The organism is Kutzneria sp. 744 (assembly GCF_000568255.1).
Classification (GTDB): Bacteria; Actinomycetota; Actinomycetes; order Mycobacteriales; family Pseudonocardiaceae; genus Kutzneria.
This window is the reverse complement of record NZ_KK037166.1, coordinates 7,939,800-7,965,069: the sequence shown is the minus strand read 5'-3', so window position 1 is coordinate 7,965,069 and position 25,270 is coordinate 7,939,800. Positions and strand designations below refer to the sequence as shown.

Sequence of the window (25,270 nt, the reverse complement as noted above, 5' to 3'; positions counted from 1 at the left end):
CCGAACGCATCCTGATCACTGGCGCGGCCGGCGGCGTCGGCACGCTGATGCGGCCGAAGCTCGCCGCCGCCGGCCGGACCCTGCGGCTGCTGGACATCGGCGAGCTGCCGGCCGCCGCTGACGGCGAGAACGTCGAGCTGCTCACCGGCTCGGTGACCGACCAGGCCGCGATGGACGCCGCCTGCAAGGGCGTCGACGCCGTCATCCACCTCGGCGGGCACAGCCTGGAACAGCCGTGGAAGGACATCCTGACCGTCAACATCGACGGCACCCACACGGTCCTGGAGGCCGCGCGGCGCAACGGCGTCAAGCGCGTCATCCTGGCCAGCTCCAACCACGCCGCGGGCTACATCCGCCGCGGCGCCGAGGACACGCCCGACTACGCCTTCCCGCGCCCCGACACCTACTACGGCGTCAGCAAGGTCGCCGTGGAGGCCCTGGGCGCGCTGTACTCCGACCGCTACGGCCTCGACGTGATCGCCATCCGGATCGGCTCCTGCTTCGAGAAGCCGCGTGACGTCCGGATGCTGTCCACCTGGCTGTCGCCCGCCGACTGCGCCCGCATGCTGGAGGCGTGCCTGGCCACCCCCTCGCCCGGCTACCGGGTGATCTGGGGCGTGTCCGACAACACCCGCCGCTGGGTATCGCTGGACGAGGCGAAAGCGTTGGGATATCAGTCGGAGGACGACTCGGAGCGCTACGCCGACGAGGTCATCGCCGAGCACGGCATGCCCGCGCCGGACGGCCCCGAGCTGAACTACGTTGGCGGCGTCTGGGTCACTTCCGCCTGGGACACCGCTGTCAAGGAGGCAACGCAATGACCGCTGTGCAAGGGTACAACCCTCGCACCGGGGAAGCTTTCGGCCCGGCGATTCCGTCCACTTCGGACACGGAGCTGGACGCGATCGTCGCCAAGGCAGTCGCTTCCGGTTGGTCGGCGACGACTTCGGCCGAGCGGGCCGAGGCGCTGGAGCGGGTCGCCGACGCGCTGGACGCGGAATCCGAGCTGCTGGTGTCCACTGCGGACAGTGAGACCGCGCTGGGCACCCCCCGCCTGTCGGGCGAGCTGAAGCGGACCACGAACCAGTTGCGGCTGTTCGCTTCCGTGCTGCGCGAGGGCAGCTACCTCGAAGCCACCCTCGACACCGCGGACGCCACCACCGTGCCGCCGCGGCCCGAGCTGCGCCGCATCCTGCGGCCGATCGGCGTCGTCGGCGTGTTCGCCGCGAGCAACTTCCCGTTCGCCTTCTCCGTCGCCGGTGGCGACACCGCCTCGGCGCTGGCCGCCGGGTCGCCGGTGATCGTCAAGGCGCACCCGTCGCACCCGACGACCTCGGCCGAGACGGCCCGGATCGTCGCCGCGGCGCTGCCCGAGGGCGTGTTCGGCATCGTGCACGGGCTGGAAGCCGGGCCCCGGCTCGTCCAGCACTCGTCGGTCAAGGCCGTCGGTTTCACCGGGTCCACCGGCGGTGGGCGGGCCCTGTTCGACCTGGCCAGTGGCCGTCCCGACCCGATCCCGTTCTACGGCGAGCTGGGAAGTGTCAACCCGACGGTGATCCTGCCGGGCGCGGCGACCCCGGAGACCGCCACCGGCTTCGCCGGGTCGCTGACCCTCGGCGTGGGCCAGTTCTGCACCAACCCGGGCCTGATCTTCGCGCCGGCGTCCATGGTCGAGGCGCTGGCCGCGGCGGTGTCGGCGTCCAGCGGCGGCCCGATGCTGAACGAGCGCATGCAGCAGGGCTACCAGTCCGGGGTCGACTCGCTGGCCGCCGGCGACCTCGTCGAGCTGGCGGCGACGGGCGGTGACCCGGCCGAGGGCTTCTCCGTGGCGCCGAAGCTGTTCACCACCGAGCTGAAGACCTTCGCCGCCAACCTGGGCACCCTGTCCGAGGAGCACTTCGGGCCGGCCGGTGTGGTCGTCACCTACACCGATCCCGAGGAGCTGCTGGACGTTCTGCCCCAGCTGCCGGGGTCGCTGACCGCCACCGTGCACGCCTCTTCCGACGAGCACGCGCTGGCCGGCCGGATCGGCGGGGCCCTGCAGGCCGTCGCCGGGCGGCTGATCTTCAACGCCTGGCCGACCGGCGTGGCCGTGGCGTGGGGCATGCAGCACGGCGGCCCGTGGCCGGCCACGACCAACGCGCTGTTCACCTCCGTCGGCTCCACGGCGATTCGGCGCTGGCTGGTGCCGGTGTCGTACCAGAGCTGGCCCGAGGAGCTGCTCCCGCCGGAGCTCCAGGCCGGCAACCCGCTCGGCATCCCCCGCCGCTTCGACGGCGTGCTGGGCACCAAGTAGCTGCTATGCGGCGGGCGCCGGCTCTTGCTCCGGCGCCCGCTTCGGCAGCGCGAACAGGCCCGCGAACGCCACCACGGCACAGCCGACGATGTAGATGCTGATCCACGTGCTGGACGCGGTGCTGGCCAGGATCGCCGTTGCGATCAGGGGCGCCGGGCCGCCGGCGATCACCGACGCCAGCTGGTAGCCGAGGCCGGCGCCGGAGTACCGCACGTTGGCGCCGAAGGACTCCGCGATCAGCGCCGCCTGCGGGCCGTACTGCATGGCGTGGAACACCAGGGAAACCACGATGGCCAGCAGCACCAGGCCGGTGACTTTGGTGTCCAGCAGCCCGAAGTACGGGAACGCGAACAGGCCGACGCAGCCGATCCCTATGCCGTACATGAGTTTTCGGCCGATGCGGTCGGACAGCCAGCCGAACAGCGGCACGCACACCACGCCGGCCGCGGCGGCGATCAGGGTGTAGCCCAGCAGATCGTCCTGATTCAGCTTGAGCTGCTTGGTGCCGTAGGTCAGCACGAAGTTCGTGAACAGGTAGAACGGCGCCTGCTCGGCCATCCGCAGGAACGCGGAGCTCAGGACCTCCCGCGGGTGGTCCACGATCGCGCGCCAGACCGGTTGGCGCACCACGGCCGCCTTGGCCACCACGCTCTCGAACTGCGGCGACTCCAGCACCCGCAGCCGGACGTAGAGCCCGATCCCGATGAGCACCACGCTGAGCAGGAACGGGATCCGCCAGGCCCAGTCCAGGAACCCGTCGCCGGTCCAGCTGGAGATCAGCCGCACCACACCGGTCGACAGCAGCAGGCCGATCGGCACACCCAACTGCGGCAGGCTGGCCATCAGGCCGCGCTTGCGCTGGTCGCCCCACTCCATGGCCAGCAGCACCGAGCCGCCCCACTCGCCGCCGACGCCGACGCCCTGCACGATGCGCAGAAGCGTCAGCAGCACCGGCGCCGCGACGCCGATCGACGCGGCCGTGGGCAGGCAGCCGATCAGCAGCGTGCCGATGCCCATCGTGAGCAGGGTGCCGATCAGCGTGCCCCGACGGCCGATCCGGTCGCCGAAGTGGCCGAACAGCGCTGCGCCGATCGGCCGCGCCGCGAAGCCGACGAACTGGGTGCCGAACGCGGCCAGCGTCCCCGCGAACGGGGTGCCGCCGGGGAAGAACAAGTGCGGGAAGATCAGCGCCGCAGCCGTGTTGTAGAGGAAGAAGTCGTACCACTCGATGGATGTGCCGATGGTGCTGGCGACCGCGGCGCGCAGCCGCTGGGTGCGGATGAGAGCCACGTCACTGTCACTCATGCGGACACCTTGATCGCACACCGTTGCCGTGTCAAGAACATGTGAATGCCCGCTCCGGGCCCACCGTGGCGGCCAGAAAATCAACCACTTTCTACAAGAGTTAAAACAAGTTGTGGAGAGTAGCCCGGACGGCGCTTGTGGATCCCATGACCGGCCCATTACGTTCCGGCAAACCCTGCTCACCGGGAGGTACTGTGCGCCGTCGGCGTGGTGGCATCTTGCTCGCGGCTTTCCTTGCCATGGCCGGGCTTCCGGCGGTAGCCGAGGCATCGTCGACACCGTCGCGGCCGGCCGAGGCGGTCACCCTGCTGACCGGGGACAAGGTCGTGCCGGCGGCGAACGGCGGCCCCGGCCGGCTGATGCCGGCCCCCGGCCGGGAGAACGTGCGGTTCTCCAGCTACCAGACCCCGGGCCACAGCTACGTGATCCCCGAGGACGCGATGCCGCTGCTGGCGGCCAAGACCGTCGACCCGCGGCTGTTCGACGTCGACGCGCTGCGGGCCTACCACGGCACGCTGCCGCTGATCGTCCAGTACTCGGGGTCGCAGCGGGCACTGGCCCGGACGGCCGGTTCTATGGATCTGTCGAGCATCAACAGCACGGCCGTGAAGGCCGATCCGGCCACGTTCTGGCACAGCCTGACCGGGTCATCGCTGCGGAGCAACGCGGCTTTGAAGAGCAGCGGCATCGCCAAGATCTGGCTGGACGGCCAGCGGCACGCCACCCTCGACCACAGCGTCCCGCAGATCGGCGCGCCGACGGCGTGGGCGGCCGGCTACACCGGCACCGGCGTGACCGTGGCCGTGCTCGACACGGGCGTGGACAACACCCACCCCGACCTGGCGACGCAGGAGGTCGGCGAGAAGAACTTCTCCGGCTCCCCCGACGACAAGGACCACTTCGGCCACGGCACGCATGTGGCCTCGATCGTCGCCGGCACCGGCGCGAAGTCCGGCGGCAAGTACCGGGGCGTCGCCCCGGGTGCGCGCATTCTTGACGTGAAGGTGCTGGGGGACAACGGTTCCGGGGCCGACTCGGGCATCATCGAGGGCATGCAGTGGGCCGCCGAGAACGGCGCCAAGGTCATCAACATGAGCCTCGGCAGCGACAACGGCCCCGACATCGACCCGATCGAGGAGGCCGTCAACACGCTGTCAGCCAAGTACGGCACGCTTTTTGTGGTCGCCGCCGGCAACTACGGCCCGGTCACCGGCACCATCGACTCCCCCGGCAGCGCCGACGCCGCGCTGACCGTCGGCGCGGTCGACCGTGACAACAAGATCGCCGAGTTCTCCGGCCGCGGCCCGCGCATCGAGGGCGGCGTGATCAAGCCCGACATCACCGCGCCCGGCGTGGACATCACCGCGGCCCTGAGCTCGACCGCCACCATCGGCGACCCGGCCGCCGACGGCTACACCAAGCTGTCCGGCACGTCCATGGCCACCCCGCACGTGGCCGGCGCGGCCGCGCTGCTGGCCCAGCAGCACCCCGACCTGAACGGCTCGCAGCTCAAGGCCCTGCTGGTCGGGGCGAGCACTCCCACCCCGGGCGCGACCCCGTTCGAGCAGGGCGCCGGCCGCGTGGACTCCGCGAAGGTGCTCACCCAGACCGTCACCAGCCAGCCGGTCAGTCTCAGCTTCGGGCCCCAGCAGTGGCCGCACACCGGCAAGCCGGCGGCCACCAAGGACCTCACGTACGCCAACGCCGGCACCGCGCCCGTGACGCTCGACCTGAAGATGGACACCAACGGCGGCGTGTTCAGCGTCTCGCCGGCCAAGCTGGTCGTCCCGGCCGGCGGCACGGCCAAGGCCACCGTCACCGCCGAGGTGAGCAAGGCCCCGGCCGGCGGCAAGTTCGGTGGGGCTGTGGTCGCCAGCAGCGGCGCCACGAGCGTGCGGACGGCGGTCGAGATCGATCTTGAGGTCGAGAGCTACGACGTCACCTTCACCGCCCACGACCGCACCGGCGCCGCACCGTCCTTCGCCAACTTCTTCCTGTCCAATTTGGACACCGGTGAGGGCGTGTTCCCGGACGACTTCGTAGACGGCAAGGTCGTTCAGCGCCTGCCGGCCGGCCGGTACCTGCTGTCCGGCTCCGTCGAGACCTCGTCGACCAACGGCTACGACGTGATCAGCGCGCCCAACCTGAGCATCCGGGGGCCGATCACCATCGACCTCGACGCCCGCACGGCCAAGCCGCTCGACGTCAAGATGCCCGACCCCAGCGCGCAACTGGCGCAGCTGAAGATCGGGTTCCAGCGCGTCGCCGGGGCCAACCGATGGACCATCACCAACCTCGAACGCAGCGGCTACATCGGCGACATCGGCTTTGCGCAGCTCGGCCCGGACGCCCCAGCCGGCGAGGCCACCGGCGAGGTGGCCACCACCTGGGCCGGCGACACCGGCTTCTACGGTCTGGCCTGGTATCGCAAGGGCGGTGCGCAGACCGGACTGTCCACGGTGGTCAAGGCCAAGGACCTCGCCACCGTCAACGTCGAGGTCGGCAACGTCAGCGATCCGTCCTACGTCTGGCTGACCTCCATGCCGCACAACGCCCGCAACGAGTGGGGCTACGACCAGCCCTTCCCCGTCAAGGCCGGCGTGCACAAGGAGTTCTTCGGCGGCGACAACGCCGACTGGGCCCGCCGCGTGAGCCTGCCCGGCGACAACTACGAGGACTTCGAGGGCCCGGTCAAGTCCTACGCCCCCGGCCACACCTACTCGGAGTCCTTCTACCACGGCGTTTTCGGGCCCGCCTTCCCCGACACCCGGGACGACCTGTGGGTGCAGCAGCGTGGTGACCTCATGGTCGTAGCAACGCCCCTGTTCGGCGACGGCGGCGGTTACGCCGGCTTCTCCGCCACCACCTCGGCGTCGACCAAGCTGTACCGCGACGGCGTCCTGTTCGGCCAGACCACCCAGGCCGGTGCCGGCCGCTTCACCCTCCCCGCCGGCAAGGCCACCTACCGCGTGACCACCGAGGCCACGCGGACCGGCCACGCCCAGGCCACCAAGGTCAGCGCCACCTGGACCTTCCAGGGCGCTCCCAAGGCCGGCGTGTCCCAGTACCCCGTCTCCGCCGCGCGGTTCACGCCCACCCTGGACGCCAACGGCGCCGCCCCTCGCGGCCCCTTCCTGCTGCCCGTCTCCATCCAGGACCAGCCCGGCACTTCGTCCGAGCAGCGCCTGCAATCCCTCCAGGTCTCCTACGACCAGGGCGCCACCTGGAAGCCCGCCCCCGTGGCCGGCGGCTACGCCGTCCTCAACCACCCCGACAACGCCAAGTCCGTCTCCCTCAAGGCCACCGCCGCCGACCGCGCCGGCAACTCGGTCGAGCAGACGATCATCGACGCCTACCTGCTGCGCTAGCCGTACGCGAGCCGCGTGGCCGATCCTTCCCGGGTCGACCACGCGGCTTTCCAGCAGGCAATGATTTTGTGCAGCAAGGACTTTCCCACGGTTGGACGTGCGCCGACTACCGCCTGCCATCAACGGAGTGATACGAAACGTAAGGTGGCAGGATGAGCTGGACCGACTTCAAGACGGACGCAGCACTGGAGCTTGATCTACTCCAGCGTGCGGCACCGCTGGTCCCAACTCGGGGCTCGGGTGACGCCCGGGCCACGCTGGATATCGCCACGGGCAAAATACACGCCGCAGTCTCGGTCGTGGATTTCCTCGGCCCGTCGGCTGAGAGTTGCGTCGGACTGCTACGCATCCGTCCGCTGCTGATCGGCGCCGCGTGGAAGGTTCTCGATCTCTTCCTCGAAGAGGCGTTCCGGCAAGTCGGGGAGCAGCCTGATCAGTCTCGGGGATTCAGCATCAAACACAAGCGGAAGCTCGCCAGGGACTTCGTCGGTGCCCCAGCGTTCCTGCCACAGGATGTGTGGCAGGCGGTCGCGCTCACCTACGACCAAACAGCTGACCTACGTGACAGCTTGGTGCACCGAAGGGTCCATCTGGACGGCGCCGACACACTCATCGGCCGTGACTCCAAGGGTGGGAAGCTCCGCCCGATGTCAGCGGCGGAGCAGGAAGCTTTTGTGCATGCTGTGCTAAGGCTTGCCGAGGCGGCCGATCACCAGCGCTCAGACCTACGCACTGTTGCTGACCTGAGTGCGCAGTTCTCCACGCTGAAAGCGCTCCACAAGGTTGCTTTGCCGGGTACTGGCACGCCGATCGAGTCGATCCCGGAACTCACCGTGATCGTGGATCCCGAATCGGACGGCAGCGGGTATCTGCTTGACATGCCGTACATCCGGACCCGGACACCCTGGCAGGGCAGCCTCTACTGCGATCTCATCGTGACATTTCGGGATCGTCCGGGCCAGAACCTGCATGGCCACCTGGAAGAAGCGCCGGAGAAGATCGTTCTCGTCGACCCGGGTCAGCCGCCGTCTTGGCTCGCCTGACGGCCTGGTCCCTCATGTCGTCCGCTCTGACGCCGCGGTGTTCTTCGTTGTCGTGAAACCGGTTTCTGACGATCCTCTGTGGAAGGGGGCGGGGGGCGGGGGGCGGGGGGCGGGGGGCGGGGGGCGGGGGGCGGGGAAGAATAGCTGGTTCGAGAATCTCGTTGACAACACTGGCAAAGCTCGGCCTGGCAAGGTCGAGGGCTCTGCGAGTTAACTCGATCGCGTTCCGGCTCCTATCGTCCTAGCCTGTGCGGCATGGCGATGACGACCGTGCCCGGGAAGCACGTGGACATCAAGATGTGGACGCGGGTCGACGAGGTCGAGCCCGCCGCTCTGCAGCAGCTGCGCAACATCTCGGCCCTGCCCTGGGTGGTCAAGCACGTCGCCGTGATGCCGGACGTCCACCTGGGCAAGGGGGCGACCGTGGGCTCGGTGATCGCGATGAAGGACGCGGTGTCGCCGGCGGCGGTGGGGGTGGACATCGGCTGCGGCATGACGGCGGTGCGGACCTCGTTGACGGCCAACGACCTGCCCGGCGACCTGGCGGGCATCCGGTCGGAGATCGAGAAGGCGGTGCCGGTCGGGTTCGGCGCGCACAAGGAGCCGGCGTTCGGGGAGCGGGACGCGGGCGACTGGAAGCAGTTCTGGGCCCGGTTCGAGGACCTGACACCGACGGTGAAGGCGCGCGCGGAGCGTGCGGTCAACCAGCTCGGCACGCTGGGCGGTGGGAACCACTTCATCGAGGTCTGCCTGGACACGTCCAAGCGGGTCTGGGTGATGCTGCACTCCGGCTCCCGCAACATCGGCAACGAGCTGGCGCAGCACCACATCGGGGTGGCCCGCACGCTGGCCCACAACGAGGAGCTGCCGGACCGCGAGCTGGCCGTGTTCCTGGCCGGCACGCCGGAGATGGCGTCCTACCGACACGACCTGTACTGGGCGCAGGAGTACGCGCGGCGCAACCGCTCCGTCATGCTGCGCCTGATCAGCGACGTGCTGCGCAAGCGGTACAAGCACATCCGCTTCGACGAGCCGATCAGCTGCCACCACAACTACGTGGCGGAGGAGAAGCACTTCGGCGAGGACGTGCTGGTCACCCGCAAGGGCGCGATCCGGGCCGGCAACGGGGATCTGGGCATCATCCCGGGTTCCATGGGCACCGGCTCCTACATCGTGCGCGGCCTGGGCAACCCGGACTCCTTCGAGTCGGCGTCGCACGGCGCCGGCCGCCGGATGTCCCGCACCAAGGCGCGCAAGATGTTCAAGCGCACGGACCTCATCGAGCAGACCAAGGGCGTCGAGTGCCGCAAGGACACCGGCGTCATCGACGAGATTCCGTCCGCTTACAAGGACGTCGACCAGGTCATCGCGGACCAGACGGATCTGGTCGAGGTCGTGGCCAAGTTGAAGCAGGTCATCTGCGTGAAGGGCTGACCTACTGGCGGGTCAAAGTGTCAGACCCTCGGAGTAGATGTAGTCGGGTGACTACAACACGCACCCAACCCGAGCCTGGCTCGACACTGCTGTCGGATGCCTACATCGCCGGATTCTTCGACGGTGAAGGCTGCATCGGGATATACACGGCCGGCACGGTGTGGTACCAGCTCAGGGTTCAGCTCACCCAGAACAAGACACCCTGCTCCCTAATGATCTTGGAGCAGTTGCAGACTCGGTTCGGGGGAGCCGTCTCTCGCCAGATCACCGCCACGGAAAGAAACAAGCTCAACTGGCAGGTCAATAATGATCCAGCCGCCGCATTCCTGCGCACCATCCTCTCCTTCCTCGTCCTGAAGGCCGAACAGGCTCGGATAGGCATCGAGTGGCAGGAGACCAGACCGAAGACCGTGCGCGGCCCCAGAGGCTGGCCGGTGCGAATCCCGCGTGCCGAAGACGCGGAGGCGGCTGCGCTTCTAAAGAAGCTCAAGCGCTGTTAGCCCGGAGCACCGGGCCGGGGCTGTTTCACAGCCCCGGCCCGGTGATGTCAGTGTCGGTGATGCGGTAGATCGCCGGGGACGGCATGGCCTTGCTGAACGGCCAGTCGACTTCGATGCCGAAGCCGCTGAGGGCTCTGGCGATGAACGTGCCGTGGCTGCCGACAATGACGGCGCTTCTCCGGCCGAGCTCGCGGAGAACGGCAGTGGCCCGGGCGGTGAGCTGGTTCAGGCTTTCGCCGCCGGGGCGGGCGAAATCCAGGTCGGCCCAGCTCTGCTCGTAATGGCGGGCCCAGTCCGGGGTCGGTTCGAGGCCGGAATCCCATTCCCGCAGCTCATGATCGGTGTGCACCGGCAGGCCCAGGGCCCGCGCGAGGGGCTGGATCGTCTGCATGGCCCGGAGATACGGGCTGGCGGCGATCAGTGCGGGCTTGACCGGCGCCAGCTCCGCGACGAGGTCCTCCGCCTGGGCCAAGCCAGTTTCGGCCAGCGGGCGGTGGTAGTCGTCCGGGCCGCCGGGTGACGGGTGCACGGACTCGGCATGGCGGACCAGGACGATTTCCACGTCACACCAGTACCACAGCCGCCGGTTCGGTGCTCAGACCCAACGGCGTGGTGGCGACGACCTTCAGGGTTGCCGCGTCGATCTTGCTGACGGTGCTGGAGGCGTTGTTGGTGACCCAGATCTGGTCGTGGGTGGCGGTGATGCCGGTGGGGATGTGTCCAACCTGGACAGTGGCGGTGACGGCGCGGCGGGAGGTGTCGATCACCGAGACGGTGTCGGAGTTGGCGTTGGTGACGTAGGCGGCGGAGCCGTCGGGACGGAAGGCGATGTTCCACGGCGAGCGGCCGACGTCGATGGTGGCCTTCACGGCATGGCTTGCGGAGTCCACAAGGGACACACTGTCGTGCCAGGTGTTGGCCACGTACACGTGCCGGCCGCCAGGGCAGGCGGTGATGCCGTGGGCCTTGGCCAGGCCGGGCAGGCAGGCCCGGACGCGGCGGGAGGCGGTGTCGACGATCCACAGGCCGTCCTGGCACGAGACGTACAAGATCGAGCTGTCAGGGCTGACGGAAACCGACTGGGGCGCAAGGCCGACGCTGATCTCGCCGACCACGGTGTTGGTCTTGGCATCGATCACGGACACCGACTCGGAGCCGCCCGCGCCGGTGTCGGGACCGGTGTTGGCGACGTAGAGGAACCGGCCGTCGGGTGAGGCGGCGATGCCATGCGGGAACAGGCCGACGGTGATGGTGCCGACGATGCCGCCGGTGCGGGTGCTGAGCACACACACCTTGTCGGCGCCGGATTCCGCCACGGGTTGCATATGTGGTCTGTTACGATTGAATGGCCCAGCTGACGGACATTTGAACATAGTAGCTTGATCGGTGACCATCTGACGCGTATCATTCGTATGCCCATCGACCCATGCGTACTTGTGGCCCCATGCAGACACGCGGCAATTAATTGGCATGCAGCGTCCATCCCTTAAAATTATGTCCAGATTCCATCGACCGGGCCGCCGACGTTCAAGGCCGGGGCTAGACAGACAGGCCGGTCGCCGTATAGCGATGCCGGCCGGCCAGGGCCTTGACCACCGGATCGAGAGTCCCGGCCATGCGCATGCTTTGGTCTCCGCTCTATCGAGGAAAGCACACCTATCTACACTGAACCCTGCACGGTGGACAGCAGCTTGCCGGTGCTGTGTCGATGACCGACACGCTGTAGGCGACGATGCCGGTGACGTAGGCCCGCTTGTCGGCCGGCGCGGCCTCGCCGGCGGCCTTGTTGCGGGCCAACAGTTGGGTGCCGGGGAAGCTGGTGCCGGCGACGCCGTGCGGGAAGTCGGCGGCATGGGTCGTGAGGGTCTCGTCGATACGGCTGCGAACGCCCTGGTGCGGCGGAGTCTGGGCGGCGCCGGGGATCTGGGCCCGCGGCAGGTGTTTGACGTTGTACTCGGCCTGCCACAGCGGGGCCTTGGTCGGAGGCAGCGGCGGCAGGGGTTGGGCGCTGTTCCCGAGACCGAGGGCGGAGGTGAGATCGCCGAAGGTCCGCCGCCGCCAGTCGCTGATGTTGGTCTCACGAACACCCGTGACGGCTTCGATCAGGCGCAGCACGGAGGTGTGGTCGAACGGTTCCGTGGCAACGTAACCACCGCGGGTCCACGGCGAGACGATGGTGCACGGCACGCGGATGCCGGCGCCGATGGGCAGACCGGTGACGAACTCGTCTGGTGTGCCGGCGGGCGGCATGGGCGGCACCATGTGGTCGAACAGGCCGTCGTTCTCGTCGTAGTTCAGCACCACCACGGTTTTGGCCCACACGTCGGGATTCGCCGCGATGGCATCGAGTTTGCTGGCCACGAAGTCGGCCCCGGCGGCCGGAATGTAGTCGGGGTGCTCGCACTGCGGCGAGGTCGGGATGATCCACGAGATGGTCGGCAGCCGGTCGTGCAGCGCGTCGTACTCGAACCGGTCGGCCGGTCCGATGGCCAGACCGTGTTGGTGCAGCGGGGAGTTCGGCCCGGCGTCCTGGTAGGCCTTGAAGAACTCCAGGGGGTTGCAGCCGTAGTCGTCCTCCTGCTGGTACACGTGCCAGCTGACGCCGGCGGCGGTCAGCCGCTCCGGGTAGGTGGTCCAGGTGTACGGGGACGGCACGATGTTGCTGGTGATGGGCCCTCCGTGCCGGCCGGCCGGGTCGATGGTGCCGCTCCAGTGGTAGAGCCGGTTGGGCCAGGTGGGGCCGAGCACCGAGCAGAAGTAGGCGTCGCACACCGTGAAGTTGCGGGCCAGCGCCCACTGGAACGGGATGTCGTCCTCGGTGTAGTAGCCCATGGTGTACGGGCCGTTGTCGTCACCGTCGGCGGCCCGGTGGGCGGGCAGCCAGTTGTCCATCCTGCCGCCGTTGACCGCCGAGTGCTGCACGGCGAAGGCGTGACTGGTGGACGGAATGGCCTGCGAGCTGGTGCGCAGGGTGTCGAGGTGGAACGGCAGCAGGTAGCCGTCCGGGTTCTTGGCGTCGGGCTGGTAGAACACCGAGCGGCCGGTGGACAGCGTGACGGCGTCCGGGTCGTCGAAGCCGCGAACTCCCGGCATGGTGCCGAAGTAGTGGTCGAACGACCGGTTCTCCTGCATCAGGACCACGATGTGCTTGATGTCCCGCAGGGTCCCGGTCCCGGTGGCGGCCAGGGCCTTGCGGAGATTGGGCGGCAGCACGGACGCGAGCGCGCCGGCGCCGGCCACGCCGGCCGCGGATCCCAGCAGGCGGCGACGCGAGATCCCGGCCATGGTGCTCCTGTCCTCCCGGTTCACGCGGATGAACGCGCTCAGCAGACACCACGCCCGCGCCTGTCGCAATGGTTCACGGGCCGTTCGGGCGAATGATCCCTCGGCCCACCCCCCAAGAGGTCTAGACCTCCCTTGACAGACAGCGACACCGCCGCCACTCTGGCTAGGCCGCCGATTAGTTAAGAAACTTTCCTAACCAGGAGCGAGCGATGCGCGATCGATCCGGTCGGCTGGCGGCGGTGGCCGCCGCTGCCGCGACGATTTCCCTGTCCGTGCTGGTCTCCACGGCAGCTCCCGCCGCAGCCGCCGGCGTGAGCCACCCCTTCCCCACACACGTCACGTACAAGACCGGCGTCATGCCCTCGGCCAGCGAGGCCGATCGGGACGCGGCGGTCAAGAAGCAGTACGACTCCTGGAAGAAGGCGTACCTGCGGTCGGCCTGTGGCGGCTACCTCGTCTACGCGACCGGCGACGCGCCGGGCAAGGGCACGGTGTCCGAGGCCCAGGGCTACGGCATGAACATCGTGCCGCTGATGGCCGGCTACGACGCCGACGCCAAGGCGGAGTTCGACGGCCTATGGAAGGTCGTGCAGGACCACCGCGACAGCCAGGGCATGATGATGTGGGAGATCAACGGGTCCACCTGCAAGTACGCGGACTCCGGCACTCCCGACGCCGCCACCGACGGCGACCTGGACATCGGCTACGGCCTGATGCTGGCCGACAAGCAGTGGGGCGGCTACACCGCGGCGGCCAAGGACTGGCTGGCCAAGTTCTACGCCGCCGACGTGGCCCCGGACGGCCATCTCAAGTGCGAGGACGACGGCCCGAACACCGACACACGGCCGTCCGACTTCATGCTGGACCACCTGCGGGCGTTCGCGGCCTACGACACCGCGCACGACTGGAACAAGGTGATCACCCGCACCGAGGCCGTGATCAAGGCGTTCACCGCCAAGTACTCGGCGACCGCCAACCTGTTGTCGGACTTCGTGGTCGGGGCCAACGGCAGCGCGCCGAAGCCGGCGCCGGCCAACTACCAGGAGAGCCAGCCGGACAACATCGTCGGCTACAACTCCGTGCGCGTGCCGTGGCACATGGGCACCGACGCGCTGGTCTACGGCAGCGCGGTGGCGAAGTCGGTGGCCACCAACGAGTCCAACAGCTACAAGGCCAAGGCCGGCGGCAACCCGGCCAAGATCTACCCGCACACCAAGCTGGACGGCACCCCGAGCAACACCGGTGACCAGTGCGAGTGCGCCAACGACCCGGTGGGCGTGGCCGCGATGGCCGCGGGCGACCAGGTGTGGACCGACGCGCTGTGGAAGTACCTGGCCACCAACCCGTTCCAGGACACCTACTACGGCGAGACGATCAAGATGCTCGTCTACATCGTGATGGCCGGCGACTACTGGACACCCGCGTCCTGATGTTCTGCCACTGAGGGCCACCACGTCGGTCCACCTTCGGCGCTCCCCGAGCCGGAGGTGGACCGATTCAGTATTTTCGTCCACACTGTGCGCCCATGAGAGGCGGCACCGATGCCGACCGCGCGCTGCCGGTGATCGCGCAGGCGTGCGGTCTCGGTTTCAGCAGAGTCAAGCCGTGTCCGCGAGCACGCGCGTCGAGGCACGTCGCGCGCGCGGTACGTGTGAGTGGACGTGGCATCCGCACTGCGAGGTGGTCGAGGTGACCTCACGCCTGCGGTCGCTGCGCTATCCCGTGCCGCGCGTGATCGCCGCCGACCGGCTCGACGACATCGCCTTCTACGTGCAGGAGAAGCTGCCGGGTTCGCCTTCCGACGAGCTGGACGTCGATCAGCTGGAGGCGCTCATCGACCTGGTCGAGCTGCACGCCGGCGCCGCCCGCGGCCTCACCTCGCCGCGCACCACCCTGCCCTGGGGCGAGCAGATCCACCGCGACCTGGCCGATCCCGGCCACTGGACGCCACGAAAGCGCGCATTGGTCGCACATTCGCCACGAGCGGCCGATCTCGTTCGCGGCATCGAGGTCCTCGCCGCCCGCCTCGACCTCTCCCGCCTTCCCGGCGACGACGTCATGCACACCGACTACGGCCTCGGCAACATGCTCTTCCTCGCCGGCGGCCTGTCCGGCGTCATCGACTGGGACGGCTGGCGCCCCGGCGACCGCCGGGCCGACCTCGTCACCCTCTGGTTCGCCCTGCGCATCGGCACCGACCAGACCCGCACCTCTACCGAGCTCCGCCGCCACCTACGCCGGGTCATGGAACCTGAGCTGCTGTGGGCCTACTCCGCCCACAACGTGCTGCGCACCCTCGGCTGGTTCGCCTTCCGCCACGGCAGCCTGCCCAGCCCGACCTGGCTGGCCGCCAGCGAGCTGCTGCTGCGCACCGCGCTGGCGGCCTGAGGTCATCGGACGGTGAGGGTGTGGCTGCCGCCGCCGACCGTGAAGGTGCGGCCGGCGAGCTGCACGGTGCCCTTGGTGCCGGGCGGCGCGGTGACGGTCAAGGTGATCGACCCGTTGCCCTGCTGCCAGCTGACGGACAGCGGCCCGTGTGGCGTGGGCAGCTGGCCGCGGGCCCATGACACGGAACCGGGATGCGGTGCGACGGTCCACGTCGCGAAGCCGGGACTGGTCGGCGTCGCCCCGAGCAGGTCGTTGGTCAGGGCCGGCAGCACGCCGGTGGACCAGCCGTGCGCGGCCGAGGTGTAGGCGCCCTCGTAGAGCGAGCCGCCGGCGCCGATGCCCTCCCAGTCGGTGTGGCCGGGGTCGTGGCCGGCCATCCAGCCGTACAGGCGCTTGATCTCGTCGATGGCCGAATTCGCCTGTCCGGCCAGGAATCTGGCCTCGATCTCCGGGTACGAGGTGAAGGCGTACACCCGCTGCGAGCCGTCGGGCACGAGCGTGTTGTCGTCCATGAACGAGTTCCCGTACGGCAGTGCCGTGTGGGCGGCCAGGTAGTTCAACGCCGTCGTGGCCCGGCCGGCGTCGGCGACACCGGCGACGATGGCGATGCCGTTGCCGTCCTGGCCGTGCCGGGACGTGCCCGCCGCGTCGACATAGGCGGAGCCGTCCCAGGCGGTGGCGTTGACCGCCGCCGACACGGCGGCCGCCCGCTGCTGCCACCGTGTGACGTCGGCGTTGTGCCCCAACGACTTCGCCAACTGGGCGGCATCCTTCAACGCCCGCACGTAGAGGGCGTTGTAGTACGTGACCTCGCCGTCGCGGGGCAGGAACGCGTAGTCGCCGTAGCCGGCGGGGCGGGACAGCAGGCCGCGCGAGTCGGTGACCGACGGGTACCAGCCGTCCAACAGCTTGGCCAACCTGGCGTAGTACTGGGCGCCGTAGCCGGTGTCGCCGGTGTAGAGCACGTAGTCCCAGCTCGCGGTGACCCACCACAGTGGATAGTCGAACAGCGGGAGGGTGTAGCCGTTGATCGAGGCCGGCGGAATCCAGCCGTCGGCCCGCTGGTGGTCGGCCAGGTCGGCGAGCACATTGCGGGCGGCGACGGCGGCATCGTGGGTGAGGTAGGTGGTGCGGCCGGACACCGCGATGTCGCCGACGTACGGGTCACGGTCACGCTTGGCCCCGTCGTGCAGGACGAGCTTGCCGTCCAGGGTCGGGCTGTCGGCGCCGCGCGGCTCGATGTCGGTCGGCCGGAAGGTGTCGATCACCAGCTCGTTGGTGTACGCGGCGTCGTACCAGTACTGGTTGAGCTGCGTGTCGGACGACTCGAACCAGCCGGTGTAGTCGCCGATGAAGCCGGTGAAGTCCAGCGAGACGCCGGATATGCCGACCTCGCCGCTGGGTTGGGCGTCGGGGGCGTCGCCGGGTAGCGCGTCGAGGGTGATCTTGAGGTAGCGGAAGCCGTGCAGGCCGTCGGCGCAGACCTTGCCGTCGGCCAGGCAGCCCGCGGTGTCCGTCCAGGTGCTGGCCCCGGTCGGCACGGCGTGTTGGTCGGTGCCGGGTCCGCCAGCGAAGTCGGAGCGGGTGAAGTCGGACCGGTCGCCCAGGTACTGCGTGCTCTCGGAGAACGCCAGTCGCAGGCCCGGGTGGTTGGCCGAAGCTCCGGCGAAGGCCAGCTTCGGATAGCCGACGACCACTTTGCCGAAGTCCACCACCACCGACGGCGCGACGGGGTCGGCGACCAGGCCCGGCCAGACCTCGTTGACGCGGGTGAACTCGCCCTTGCCGGTGGACTGGTCGCGGGTGATGGTGATGCGGAACCCGGTCGTGGTCGCCGGTTGCTCGAAACGGACCGCCAGCTGGAGCCGGGTGTTCCCGGTGACGGTGGCCAGCGTGGCGCCGTCCGCGTCCTGCACGGTGAAGTCCTGCGGCACGCCGTCGGCGTTGAACTGCATCGTGATGCCGGATTCGGTGACGGCCGAGGGCGTGGTCAGGGTCAGCACGTCCGGGTAGGCGGCGAGGGTGTCGTCGTTCCAGAACGTGTCGGTGCTGCCGTCGACGGCGTTGGCAGCGTCGTAAGTGCGGGGCCGGCCGTCGTTGCCGTTGTTGGGGGCGTGCGAACTGGAGGCGCTGGCCGTCGTGCCGGACGGCCAGGCGGCCCGCGCCGGCGGACCGGGCCGACGCAGCGTGGTGACGCCGGCGCCGAGCAGACCGTCGGGATTGGTGACGTCGCCGGTGGCGGACAGCACCCGCACCGGGTGGACGTCCCGGCTGGTCGGTCCGACGACGTACTGCCGCCAGGACGGGGCGGCGGTCGCCGTCGGGGTCAGGCTCGCCACCAGGACCAGGGCGGCGATCAGGGATAACTCGAGGCGGTGCGACTTCGTGTTTCGGGCTCGCATGCAGGGGCTCCCGATTCCGAGTTGAATCGTTTCACGAATCAGCGCCAGCCTAGGCGGGCTGTCAAGTGATCACTTCATCTAGCTGCCCCAACCGATGCGCCTGTACCTGCCCAGCGCCACTTGGTTAGCTGCCAGCGAGTTGTTGCCGCGAACGGCCCTGGCGGCCTGACTCAACGGACCTGGCGAACTCGCACAGGCGGTCCACGACAAGGTCGATGTCCTCACGGCGAGTGCGGTAGTTGGTGACGCATGCGCGGATTCCCATACGGCCGTTGACATTGGCCGGTCCGAGCAGCGCAGTGCCCTCACGGGCGAGCTGGGCCAGGATCTCCGTGTGGTCGGTGTCAGTGGCGCCGCGAAGGCGGATGCACACGGCCGTCAGCGGAACTGGGGCCATGAGCTCCAACTCCTCGGCGCGGCGGACGCGCTCGGCGAGGTGCTGGGCGAGCTCCAACGTCTGGTCCACGGCGGCACGGAAGGCATCGGTTCCGAAGGCCTGCAAGGCGGTCCACACCTTCAACGCCTTGAAGCCGCGGGACAGCTGCGGGCCGTAGTCCATGAAGTCGACCATCACGGGATGCTCGGCAATGGTCAGGTAGGACGAGTTGAAGGCGAACGCGTCGCGCAATCGCTTGCGGTCCCGCACCAGCAGGCACCCGGCCTCCAGCGAGGCGAACAGCATCTTGTGCGGGTCCAAGGTGATCGAGTCCGCGCGCTCGATGCCGTCCAGCCGGTCACGGGTGGTCGTGCCGAGGCGGAACAGCGCACCGTAGGCCCCATCCACGTGCAGCCACAGCTCTTCGCGCTCGCACAGGTCGGCGATGGCGTTGAGCGGATCCACCGAGCCGGTGGTGACCGTGCCCGAGGTGGCGACCACGCAGAACGGCGCCAGCCCGGCCCGCCGGTCGGCCGCGATCGCCTCGGCCAGCGCGTCGACCCGCATCCGGTGCTGCTCGTCGACCGGGATGTGCCGGACGTGGTCGAGGCCGATGCCCAGGATCGCCGCGGCCTTGTCGACGCTGCGGTGCGCCTCGGTCGAGGTGTAGACGACGGCGGGGGCCGACCGGGCTTGCAGCCCGTTGGCCCGGAAGTCGGGGTCGAAAGCGTTGAGGGCGGTGACCAGGGCGTTGAGCGTGGCGATCGATCCGCCGCCGGTGAGAATGCCGCCCGCGTCCGGCGGATAGCCGACGAGTTCGGCCAGCCACCGGAGCACGGCCCGCTCGACCACGCTGGCCGCCGGCCCGAGCTGCCAGAAGTTGCAGTTCTGGTTGATGGCCGCGGCGATCGCCTCCGCGTACGGCGCGATTCCGTTGGGCGGGCCCGACACGTAGGCCAGGAACCGGGGGCTGGCCAGCGCCGTGGAATTGGGAATGATCTTGTTCTTGATCTCGGCGAACACCCCCTCGACACCGATGCCCTCACGGGAAATGGGCGCCGACAACAGATCCGTCAGCGCCTCCTCGTCGAACTCCGGAACGAGCGGCGCGGTCGGCAGGCCCCGCTCGTAGTCGTCGAGCAGCGTGAGCAGCAGTTCACCCGCACGGGCCCGGTCCTCGGGCGTGAGCGCGAGCACCGGAGTGACCACGATGTTCATGGACAAGGAAATCACCTCGATCGATCGGCTTTGCTGGTCAAATTAGCCAATTAGGGGCACCACAGGATGCCAAAGTTGCTCACAGACGGCCTCGTTCTTAGCATGATTCACCATGGACAAGATCGACCGAGCGATCATCGCCGAGCTCCAGGCGGACGGGCGGCTGGCCAACACCGAACTGGCCGACCGGGTCGGACTGTCGCCGTCCCCGTGCCTGCGGCGGGTGCGCATCCTGGAGAGCCACGGCGTGATCACCGGCTATCACGCGACCGTGGACCCGACCGCGCTCGGCCAGGGCTTCAGCGTGCTGGTGCACATCGAGATGGCCAACCAGTCGCGGTCGACGATCGAGGCGTTCGAGGCCGAGGTCGTGCGGATCGAGGCGGTGCTGGAGTGCCGGCGCATGTTCGGCCAGCCCGACTACCTGCTCTGGGTCGGGGTCAAAGACCTGGCCGCCTACGAAAAGCTCTACATGACCCGGTTGACCGGCCTGCCCGGCGTCGCCCGGGCCATCTCGCAGTTCACCATGCGGGTGATCAAGAGCCGAGGCGCGACACCGTGACCGCCACACATCGGATGTAACCGTCTACATCTTGCCGAAACAAGCAGAAGGGGCGAGGATTCACCCGATGACCCGTCCGCCGCCGGGCACCTTCGACGAAGGAGCAAAGCATGACCAGGTGGCGGATCGGCGCTGCCCTGCTCACCGCGGCGGCACTGCTCGCGACGGGCGGGCCGGCGGTGGCACAGCCGCAGACCTCCGAGGACCGGGGGCACCACCCGACGATCTCCAGAACCCCGCCGATGGGGTGGAGCAGCTGGAGCTCGCTGCACGGCAACATCTCGGAAGCGATCATCGAGGCGCAGGCCAAGGTCCAGCACGACGTGCTGCAGAAACACGGCTACCAGTACGTCAACATCGACGCGGGCTGGACGGCCGGCGTGGACCAGTACGGCCGGAGCGCTTGGGACACCACGAAGTTCCCCGACGGGATTCCGGCGGTGGCGAAGTACGTGCACGGCCTCGGCCTGAAGTTCGGCATCTACATGGTGCCGGGCGTGCCCAAGGCGGCGGTGGCGGCGAACTCGCCGATCAAGGGAACTCCGTACCACATACAGGATGTCATCGACCCGACACAGCCGGGCAACACGGCGGCGGACGGCGCGGGCAAGCTGGACTTCAGCAAGCCGGGGGCGGCAGCCTACGTGCAGTCGCAGGCCGATCTGTTGGCGTCCTGGGGAGTCGACTACATCAAGATGGACTTCGTCGGCCCGGGCGGCGGCCGGGTGCCGACGGACAACCGCACGGACATGCAGCAGTGGCGCAAGGCGCTGGACGCCACCCACCGGCCGATCCACCTGGAGCTGTCGAACTCGCTGAGCTTCGAGAACGCGGCGGTGTGGCAGAAGTACAGCAACGGCTGGCGCATCGAGGGCGACATCGAGTGCTACTCACATTGTGTCGGCCTGACCAACTGGGGCGTGCGGGCCTCGCTGCGCTGGGACGACGCGCCGAAGTGGGTGCCGTTCGCGGGACCGGGCCACTGGAACGACCTGGACTCGCTGGAGATCGGCAACGGCGCGACCGACGGGCTGAGCACGGACGAGAAGCAGTCGGTGATGACGCTGTGGGCGATCGAGGCCTCGCCGCTGCTGCTGGGCACCGACCTGACCAAGCTGGTGCCCGACGACGTCAAGATGATCACCAATGACGAGGTGATCGCGGTCGACCAGGCCGGCCGGGCCGCGCACCCGCTCTCGCAGGCGACCAAGCAGCAGGTCTGGGTGAGCGACAACCACAACGGCAGCTACACCGTCGCCCTGTTCAACCTCGGCGACGCGCCCGCCACCGTGACCGCCAACTGGACCGATCTAGCACCCCATTGGCACATCGCCTTCGTCCGAGACGTCTGGACGCACAAGAATCTCGGCGTGGCCCACGACAGCTTCTCGGCCACGCTCGCGCCGCACGCATCGCGCCTGTTGACGGTATGGCTCTGAGATACAAAGGCAATACCACGGGGCCCGCATTCGGCGGGCCCCGTTCCGTTTTGCGACCAACGGCGGGGGCCGAACGGAGTAGTCACCTCACAGTCTGCCTATTGGTCTAGGCCAAAGCCTTGACACCTTCAATGGTCTAGTCCACATTTCTGAACACCGGGCCCGGCGAAAGACGAACGTGCAGTGCCTTCGACGAGGAGGACATATGCAGCGAGCCAAACTCGCCGCGACCGCGTTGGCAGCGGTCGCCGTGGCGGGCGTCGCCGCGGCTGTAGCCGCCAACGCCAGCACGGCTCAGGTCCAGCCGGCCGCTTCCGCCGCCGCGCTGGCCCCGAACGCCCTGTCCAACAACTGGTACGCCTCGGCGCCGTACCTCATGCCGGTCAGCAACAACCCGCCCGACCCGACCGTCGTGATGGCGGCGACCGGGCAGAAGGCCTTCCAGCTGGCCTTCATCCTCGCCCCCGACGGGGGCGGGTGCAGCCCCACCTGGGACGGCAAGAACGCCGTCTCCTCCGACACCGCGGTGGCCGGCGTGATCAGCCGGATCCGCGCGGCCGGCGGCGACGTGTCCGTCTCGGTCGGCGGCTACGGCGGCACCAAGCTCGGCCAGACCTGCGGCACCGTGGCGGCCACCGCCGCGGCCTACCAGCAGGTCATCACCAAGTACGCGCTGCACGCCATCGACTTCGACCTCGAAGAGCCGGAGTACGAGAACGACGCGGCGGTCAACAACGAGCTGGGCGCGGCCAAGACGTTGCAGGCCGACAATCCCGGCCTGTTCGTCTCCGTGACGATGCCGGGCACCGCGGCCGGCACCGGCTGGTTCGGCACCCAACTGCTGGACAAGTCCAAGGCGTTGGGCTTCTCCCCCAACAACTTCTCCATCATGCCGTTCGACGGCGGCTTCGCCGGCGGCTCCGCGCAGACCTCCGCGCTGGAGGGCCTGCACGGCCTGCTGATGAGCCACATGGGCTGGGACAGCACGACCGCGTACGCCCACGAGGGCTTCTCGGGCATGAACGGCCACTCGGACAACGGCGAGGTGTTCGCCCAGTCCGACTTCCAGACCGTCTACGACTACGCGACCAGCCACGGCCTCGGCCGGTTCACGTTCTGGTCGGTCAACCGGGACCGCCAGTGCGGCTCCAGCACCGACAACGGGATCTGCAGCAACATCACGCAGAACGACTGGGACTTCACGAAGTTCACCACCCGCTTCGCCGGCGCGACGCCGCCGCAGTCCCCGCCGCCCAGCACCACCACCACGACGACGACTCCGGGCGGCGGCGGAACCTGCTCGGCCGCGGCGTGGAACGCCACGACCCCGTACAGCGGCGGGGCGGTCGTCTCGTACGGCGGCCACCAGTGGACGGCCAAGTGGTGGACGCAGGGTGACACCCCTGGCGGCTCGCAGAACGTGTGGACCGACAACGGCGCCTGCACCGGTGGCGGCACCACGACCAACCCGCCGGGCGGCGGCACCTGCCCGGCGGCCTGGAGCGCCACCACGCCGTACAACGGCGGCGCGGTCGTCTCCTACGGCAACCACAAGTGGACCGCGAAGTGGTGGACGCAGGGCGACACGCCCGGCGCCAACAGCCAGAACGTCTGGACCGACAACGGCTCCTGCTGAGTCAGCGCTTTCGCCGGTGGGTCGGTGCACCCGATCCCGACCCGCCGGCGAACACCACACTTCCGTAATCCCCCCTACTCGGAAGGCCCCCTGCAGATGAAGTCATCCGTGAGAACGGCCCTGATCGCGGCGGCGGCCGCGACCGTGGTCGTCGGCAGCATCACCGCTGTCGGCGCCGGCTCCGCACAGCAGCAGCCCCAGTCCCTGGCGGTGACCCCGGCGGCGGCGACCGCCGCGGCGTCCAGCGGCGGCCTGCGCATCGCCTACTACGACCAGTGGTCGATCTACCAGAACGCGTACTACCCGAAGAACGTCGACTCGCTGGCCAACAACCTCGACTATCTGATCTACGACTTCGAGAACATCGACCCGTCCAGCCTGTCCTGCTTCGAGGCGACCAAGGCCAGCACGCCGGACCCGGGCGGGGAGAACGACCCGAACGCCGGCGACGGCGCGGGCGACGCGTTCGCCGACTACCAGAAGTCGTTCGGCTCGGACATCAGCGTCGACGGCACCGCGGACGCCTTCGGCATGCCGATCGTGGGCAACTTCCACCAGCTCCAGGAGCTGAAGGCCCGGCACCCGAACCTGAAGGTCGTGCTGTCGCTGGGCGGCTGGTCGTACTCGAAGTACTTCTCGGACGCGGCGGCCACCGACGCCTCCCGCAAGAAGCTCGTCAGCTCCTGCATCGACATGTTCATCAAGGGAAACCTGCCCTCGCAGGGCGGCTACGGCGGCCCCGGCACCGCGGCCGGCATCTTCGACGGCTTCGACATCGACTGGGAGTACCCGGCGGCGGCCGGCGGGCACCTGGGCAACCACACCAGCCCGAACGACACCGCGAACTTCACCGCGCTGCTGGCCGAGTTCCGGTCGCAGCTGGACGCGTTGGGCGGCAAGCACTACTCGCTGTCCGCGGCGCTGCCCGGCGGCCAGGACAAGATCGCGAAGATCCAGACCGACAAGATCGGTCAGTACATGGACTTCGCCGACGCGATGACCTACGACATGCACGGCGCGTGGGACGCCACCGGTCCGACGAACTTCCAGGACCCGCTCTACTCCTCGCCGAGCGACCCGTCCGGCGCCATCCCGCCGGGCACGGAGAAGTACACCATCGACTCGGTGCTCAAGGCCTACACCAAGGGTTCCAGCGCCTACGGCATACCGGGTGGCTTCCCGTCGAACAAGCTGACACTGGGCATCCCGTTCTACTACCGCGGCTGGACGGGTGTGCCGGCCGGCAACAACCACGGTCTGTACCAGAGCGCGACCGGCCCGTCCCCGGGTCACACGCTCAGCGGCGACGTGCCGGGTGTGGCGATGTACAAGGAGCTGACCGGGGTCGTCAACAACCCGGCCGACACCTTCTTCGACCCGACCACGCAGTCGGCCTGGTTCTACGACGGCACGAACTTCTACGGCGGCTCCTCGCCGCAGTCGATCAAGGCGCGGACCGACTACATCCACTGCAACGGCCTGGCCGGCGCGATGATGTTCTCGCTCTACGACCTCGACCCGGCTTCGACGCTGTTCAACGCCGTGGTGAACGGCCTCTCGGCCAGCACGCCGGGCTGCGCGGGCCCGCCCACGACGACCACCACCACGACCACGACGACGACCACGACCACCACCACGACGACCACCACCCCGCCCGGTAGTTGCACGGCGGCGGCGTGGAACGCCTCCACCCCGTACAACGGCGGCGCGGTCGTGTCCTACGGCGGCCACCAGTGGACCGCGAAGTGGTGGACGCAGGGCGACACCCCCGGCTCCAACAGCCAGGGTGTGTGGGCGGACAACGGTCCCTGTGGCGGCGGCACGACTCCGCCCGGCGGCGGCAACTGCCCGACCGCGTGGAGCGCAACGGTTCCGTACAACGGCGGTGCGGTGGTCTCCTACGGCGGCCACAAGTGGACGGCGAAGTGGTGGACCCAGGGCGACACCCCCGGGGCCAACAGCCAGAACGTGTGGACCGACAACGGTGCTTGCTGAGGTAGGGGAGTAAAAGGAAAGGG

At 68.9% G+C, this 25,270-nt stretch carries 18 protein-coding genes; 12 read left to right on the top strand and 6 right to left on the bottom strand.

The features are described from left to right. Both KUTG_RS36655 and KUTG_RS36650 read left to right on the top strand, forming a co-directional pair. Positions 1-821 (top strand): NAD-dependent epimerase/dehydratase family protein (locus KUTG_RS36655; protein ID WP_084580200.1); only part of this gene is annotated, 821 nt, incomplete at its 5' end. Continuing rightward, on the top strand, positions 818-2,296 hold the full coding sequence (locus KUTG_RS36650; protein WP_043723399.1) for an aldehyde dehydrogenase (NADP(+)): 1,479 nt from the start codon (positions 818-820) through the stop codon (positions 2,294-2,296). The genes KUTG_RS36655 and KUTG_RS36650, both read left to right, overlap by 4 nt. A gap of 3 nt (positions 2,297-2,299) precedes the next feature. Here the strand turns inward: KUTG_RS36650 and KUTG_RS36645 are convergent, their stop codons facing one another. Further along, positions 2,300-3,601, bottom strand: a complete 1,302-nt coding sequence (locus KUTG_RS36645; RefSeq protein ID WP_043723398.1) for an MFS transporter — start codon at positions 3,599-3,601, stop codon at positions 2,300-2,302. Between the two features lie 218 nt (positions 3,602-3,819). Between KUTG_RS36645 and KUTG_RS36640 the strand changes: the two genes are divergently transcribed. The 4 genes from KUTG_RS36640 to KUTG_RS36625 all read left to right on the top strand — a co-directional run bounded on the left by KUTG_RS36640 (position 3,820) and on the right by KUTG_RS36625 (position 9,946). Then, positions 3,820-6,969, top strand: coding sequence for a S8 family peptidase (locus tag KUTG_RS36640; RefSeq protein ID WP_198047425.1), 3,150 nt, complete (start codon positions 3,820-3,822; stop codon positions 6,967-6,969). A gap of 152 nt (positions 6,970-7,121) precedes the next feature. Continuing rightward, a complete protein-coding gene (locus KUTG_RS36635; protein ID WP_043723393.1) occupies positions 7,122-8,012 on the top strand; it encodes a hypothetical protein in 891 nt (296 codons plus the stop codon). Positions 8,013-8,267: 255 nt separating this feature from the next. Beyond that, positions 8,268-9,446, top strand: a complete 1,179-nt coding sequence (locus KUTG_RS36630; RefSeq protein WP_043723390.1) for an RtcB family protein — start codon at positions 8,268-8,270, stop codon at positions 9,444-9,446. 47 nt (positions 9,447-9,493) lie between these two features. Further along, positions 9,494-9,946, top strand: coding sequence for an LAGLIDADG family homing endonuclease (locus tag KUTG_RS36625; protein WP_043723387.1), 453 nt, complete (start codon positions 9,494-9,496; stop codon positions 9,944-9,946). A 25-nt stretch (positions 9,947-9,971) separates the two neighbouring features. On the opposite strand, the gene KUTG_RS36620 is transcribed toward KUTG_RS36625, so the two are convergent. The 3 genes from KUTG_RS36620 to KUTG_RS36610 all read right to left on the bottom strand — a co-directional run bounded on the left by KUTG_RS36620 (position 9,972) and on the right by KUTG_RS36610 (position 13,231). After that, positions 9,972-10,508, bottom strand: coding sequence for a histidine phosphatase family protein (locus tag KUTG_RS36620; protein WP_232241164.1), 537 nt, complete (start codon positions 10,506-10,508; stop codon positions 9,972-9,974). A 1-nt stretch (position 10,509) separates the two neighbouring features. After that, entirely contained in the window at positions 10,510-11,262 is a 753-nt protein-coding gene (locus tag KUTG_RS36615) for a YVTN family beta-propeller repeat protein (protein WP_232241163.1), read from the bottom strand. Between the two features lie 340 nt (positions 11,263-11,602). After that, positions 11,603-13,231: an alkaline phosphatase family protein gene (locus tag KUTG_RS36610; RefSeq protein ID WP_084581469.1), complete on the bottom strand. Its 1,629-nt coding sequence runs from the start codon at positions 13,229-13,231 to the stop codon at positions 11,603-11,605. A 209-nt stretch (positions 13,232-13,440) separates the two neighbouring features. Here KUTG_RS36610 and KUTG_RS36605 point away from each other — a divergent pair, with 209 nt between their 5' ends. Together KUTG_RS36605 and KUTG_RS54320 are read left to right on the top strand one after the other, a co-directional pair. Continuing rightward, positions 13,441-14,661 (top strand): glycosyl hydrolase family 8, encoded by a 1,221-nt coding sequence (locus tag KUTG_RS36605; RefSeq protein WP_043723377.1) that lies wholly within the window; start codon positions 13,441-13,443, stop codon positions 14,659-14,661. A 259-nt stretch (positions 14,662-14,920) separates the two neighbouring features. Next, positions 14,921-15,619 carry a phosphotransferase family protein gene (locus tag KUTG_RS54320; protein WP_198047424.1) on the top strand — a complete coding sequence of 233 codons (699 nt, stop codon included), beginning with the start codon at positions 14,921-14,923 and terminating at the stop codon, positions 15,617-15,619. 2 nt (positions 15,620-15,621) lie between these two features. On the opposite strand, the gene KUTG_RS36595 is transcribed toward KUTG_RS54320, so the two are convergent. Further along, positions 15,622-18,021: an alpha-L-rhamnosidase-related protein gene (locus tag KUTG_RS36595; protein WP_052395819.1), complete on the bottom strand. Its 2,400-nt coding sequence runs from the start codon at positions 18,019-18,021 to the stop codon at positions 15,622-15,624. A gap of 124 nt (positions 18,022-18,145) precedes the next feature. Further along, a complete protein-coding gene (locus tag KUTG_RS36590) occupies positions 18,146-19,615 on the bottom strand; it encodes a pyridoxal phosphate-dependent decarboxylase family protein (protein WP_052395818.1) in 1,470 nt (489 codons plus the stop codon). Between the two features lie 112 nt (positions 19,616-19,727). On the opposite strand from KUTG_RS36590, the gene KUTG_RS36585 reads away from it, so the two are divergent. The 4 genes from KUTG_RS36585 to KUTG_RS36570 all read left to right on the top strand — a co-directional run bounded on the left by KUTG_RS36585 (position 19,728) and on the right by KUTG_RS36570 (position 25,247). Next, positions 19,728-20,177, top strand: a complete 450-nt coding sequence (locus KUTG_RS36585; protein WP_043723375.1) for an Lrp/AsnC family transcriptional regulator — start codon at positions 19,728-19,730, stop codon at positions 20,175-20,177. A 110-nt stretch (positions 20,178-20,287) separates the two neighbouring features. Continuing rightward, positions 20,288-21,616: a glycoside hydrolase family 27 protein gene (locus KUTG_RS36580; RefSeq protein WP_052395817.1), complete on the top strand. Its 1,329-nt coding sequence runs from the start codon at positions 20,288-20,290 to the stop codon at positions 21,614-21,616. 205 nt (positions 21,617-21,821) lie between these two features. Beyond that, the gene (locus KUTG_RS36575; RefSeq protein WP_084580192.1) at positions 21,822-23,252 is read left to right on the top strand and encodes a chitinase; all 1,431 of its coding nucleotides are present in this window, start codon (positions 21,822-21,824) and stop codon (positions 23,250-23,252) included. Positions 23,253-23,360: 108 nt separating this feature from the next. Further along, on the top strand, positions 23,361-25,247 hold the full coding sequence (locus KUTG_RS36570) for a glycosyl hydrolase family 18 protein (protein ID WP_232241162.1): 1,887 nt from the start codon (positions 23,361-23,363) through the stop codon (positions 25,245-25,247). Positions 25,248-25,270 lie beyond the last annotated feature (23 nt).

Bases quoted from the DNA above. Each gene is read 5' to 3' on its own strand.
- KUTG_RS36580 (WP_052395817.1), top strand. From the start codon at position 20,288: ATGACCAGGTGGCGGATCGGCGCTGCCCTGCTCACCGCGGCGGCACTG.
- KUTG_RS36575 (WP_084580192.1), top strand. From the start codon at position 21,822: ATGCAGCGAGCCAAACTCGCCGCGACCGCGTTGGCAGCGGTCGCCGTG.
- KUTG_RS36605 (WP_043723377.1), top strand. From the start codon at position 13,441: ATGCGCGATCGATCCGGTCGGCTGGCGGCGGTGGCCGCCGCTGCCGCG.
- KUTG_RS36635 (WP_043723393.1), top strand. From the start codon at position 7,122: ATGAGCTGGACCGACTTCAAGACGGACGCAGCACTGGAGCTTGATCTA.
- KUTG_RS36610 (WP_084581469.1), bottom strand. From the start codon at position 13,231: ATGGCCGGGATCTCGCGTCGCCGCCTGCTGGGATCCGCGGCCGGCGTG.
- KUTG_RS36590 (WP_052395818.1), bottom strand. From the start codon at position 19,615: ATGAACATCGTGGTCACTCCGGTGCTCGCGCTCACGCCCGAGGACCGG.
- KUTG_RS36645 (WP_043723398.1), bottom strand. From the start codon at position 3,601: ATGAGTGACAGTGACGTGGCTCTCATCCGCACCCAGCGGCTGCGCGCC.
- KUTG_RS36585 (WP_043723375.1), top strand. From the start codon at position 19,728: ATGGACAAGATCGACCGAGCGATCATCGCCGAGCTCCAGGCGGACGGG.
- KUTG_RS36595 (WP_052395819.1), bottom strand. From the start codon at position 18,021: ATGCGAGCCCGAAACACGAAGTCGCACCGCCTCGAGTTATCCCTGATC.
- KUTG_RS36630 (WP_043723390.1), top strand. From the start codon at position 8,268: ATGGCGATGACGACCGTGCCCGGGAAGCACGTGGACATCAAGATGTGG.
- KUTG_RS36650 (WP_043723399.1), top strand. From the start codon at position 818: ATGACCGCTGTGCAAGGGTACAACCCTCGCACCGGGGAAGCTTTCGGC.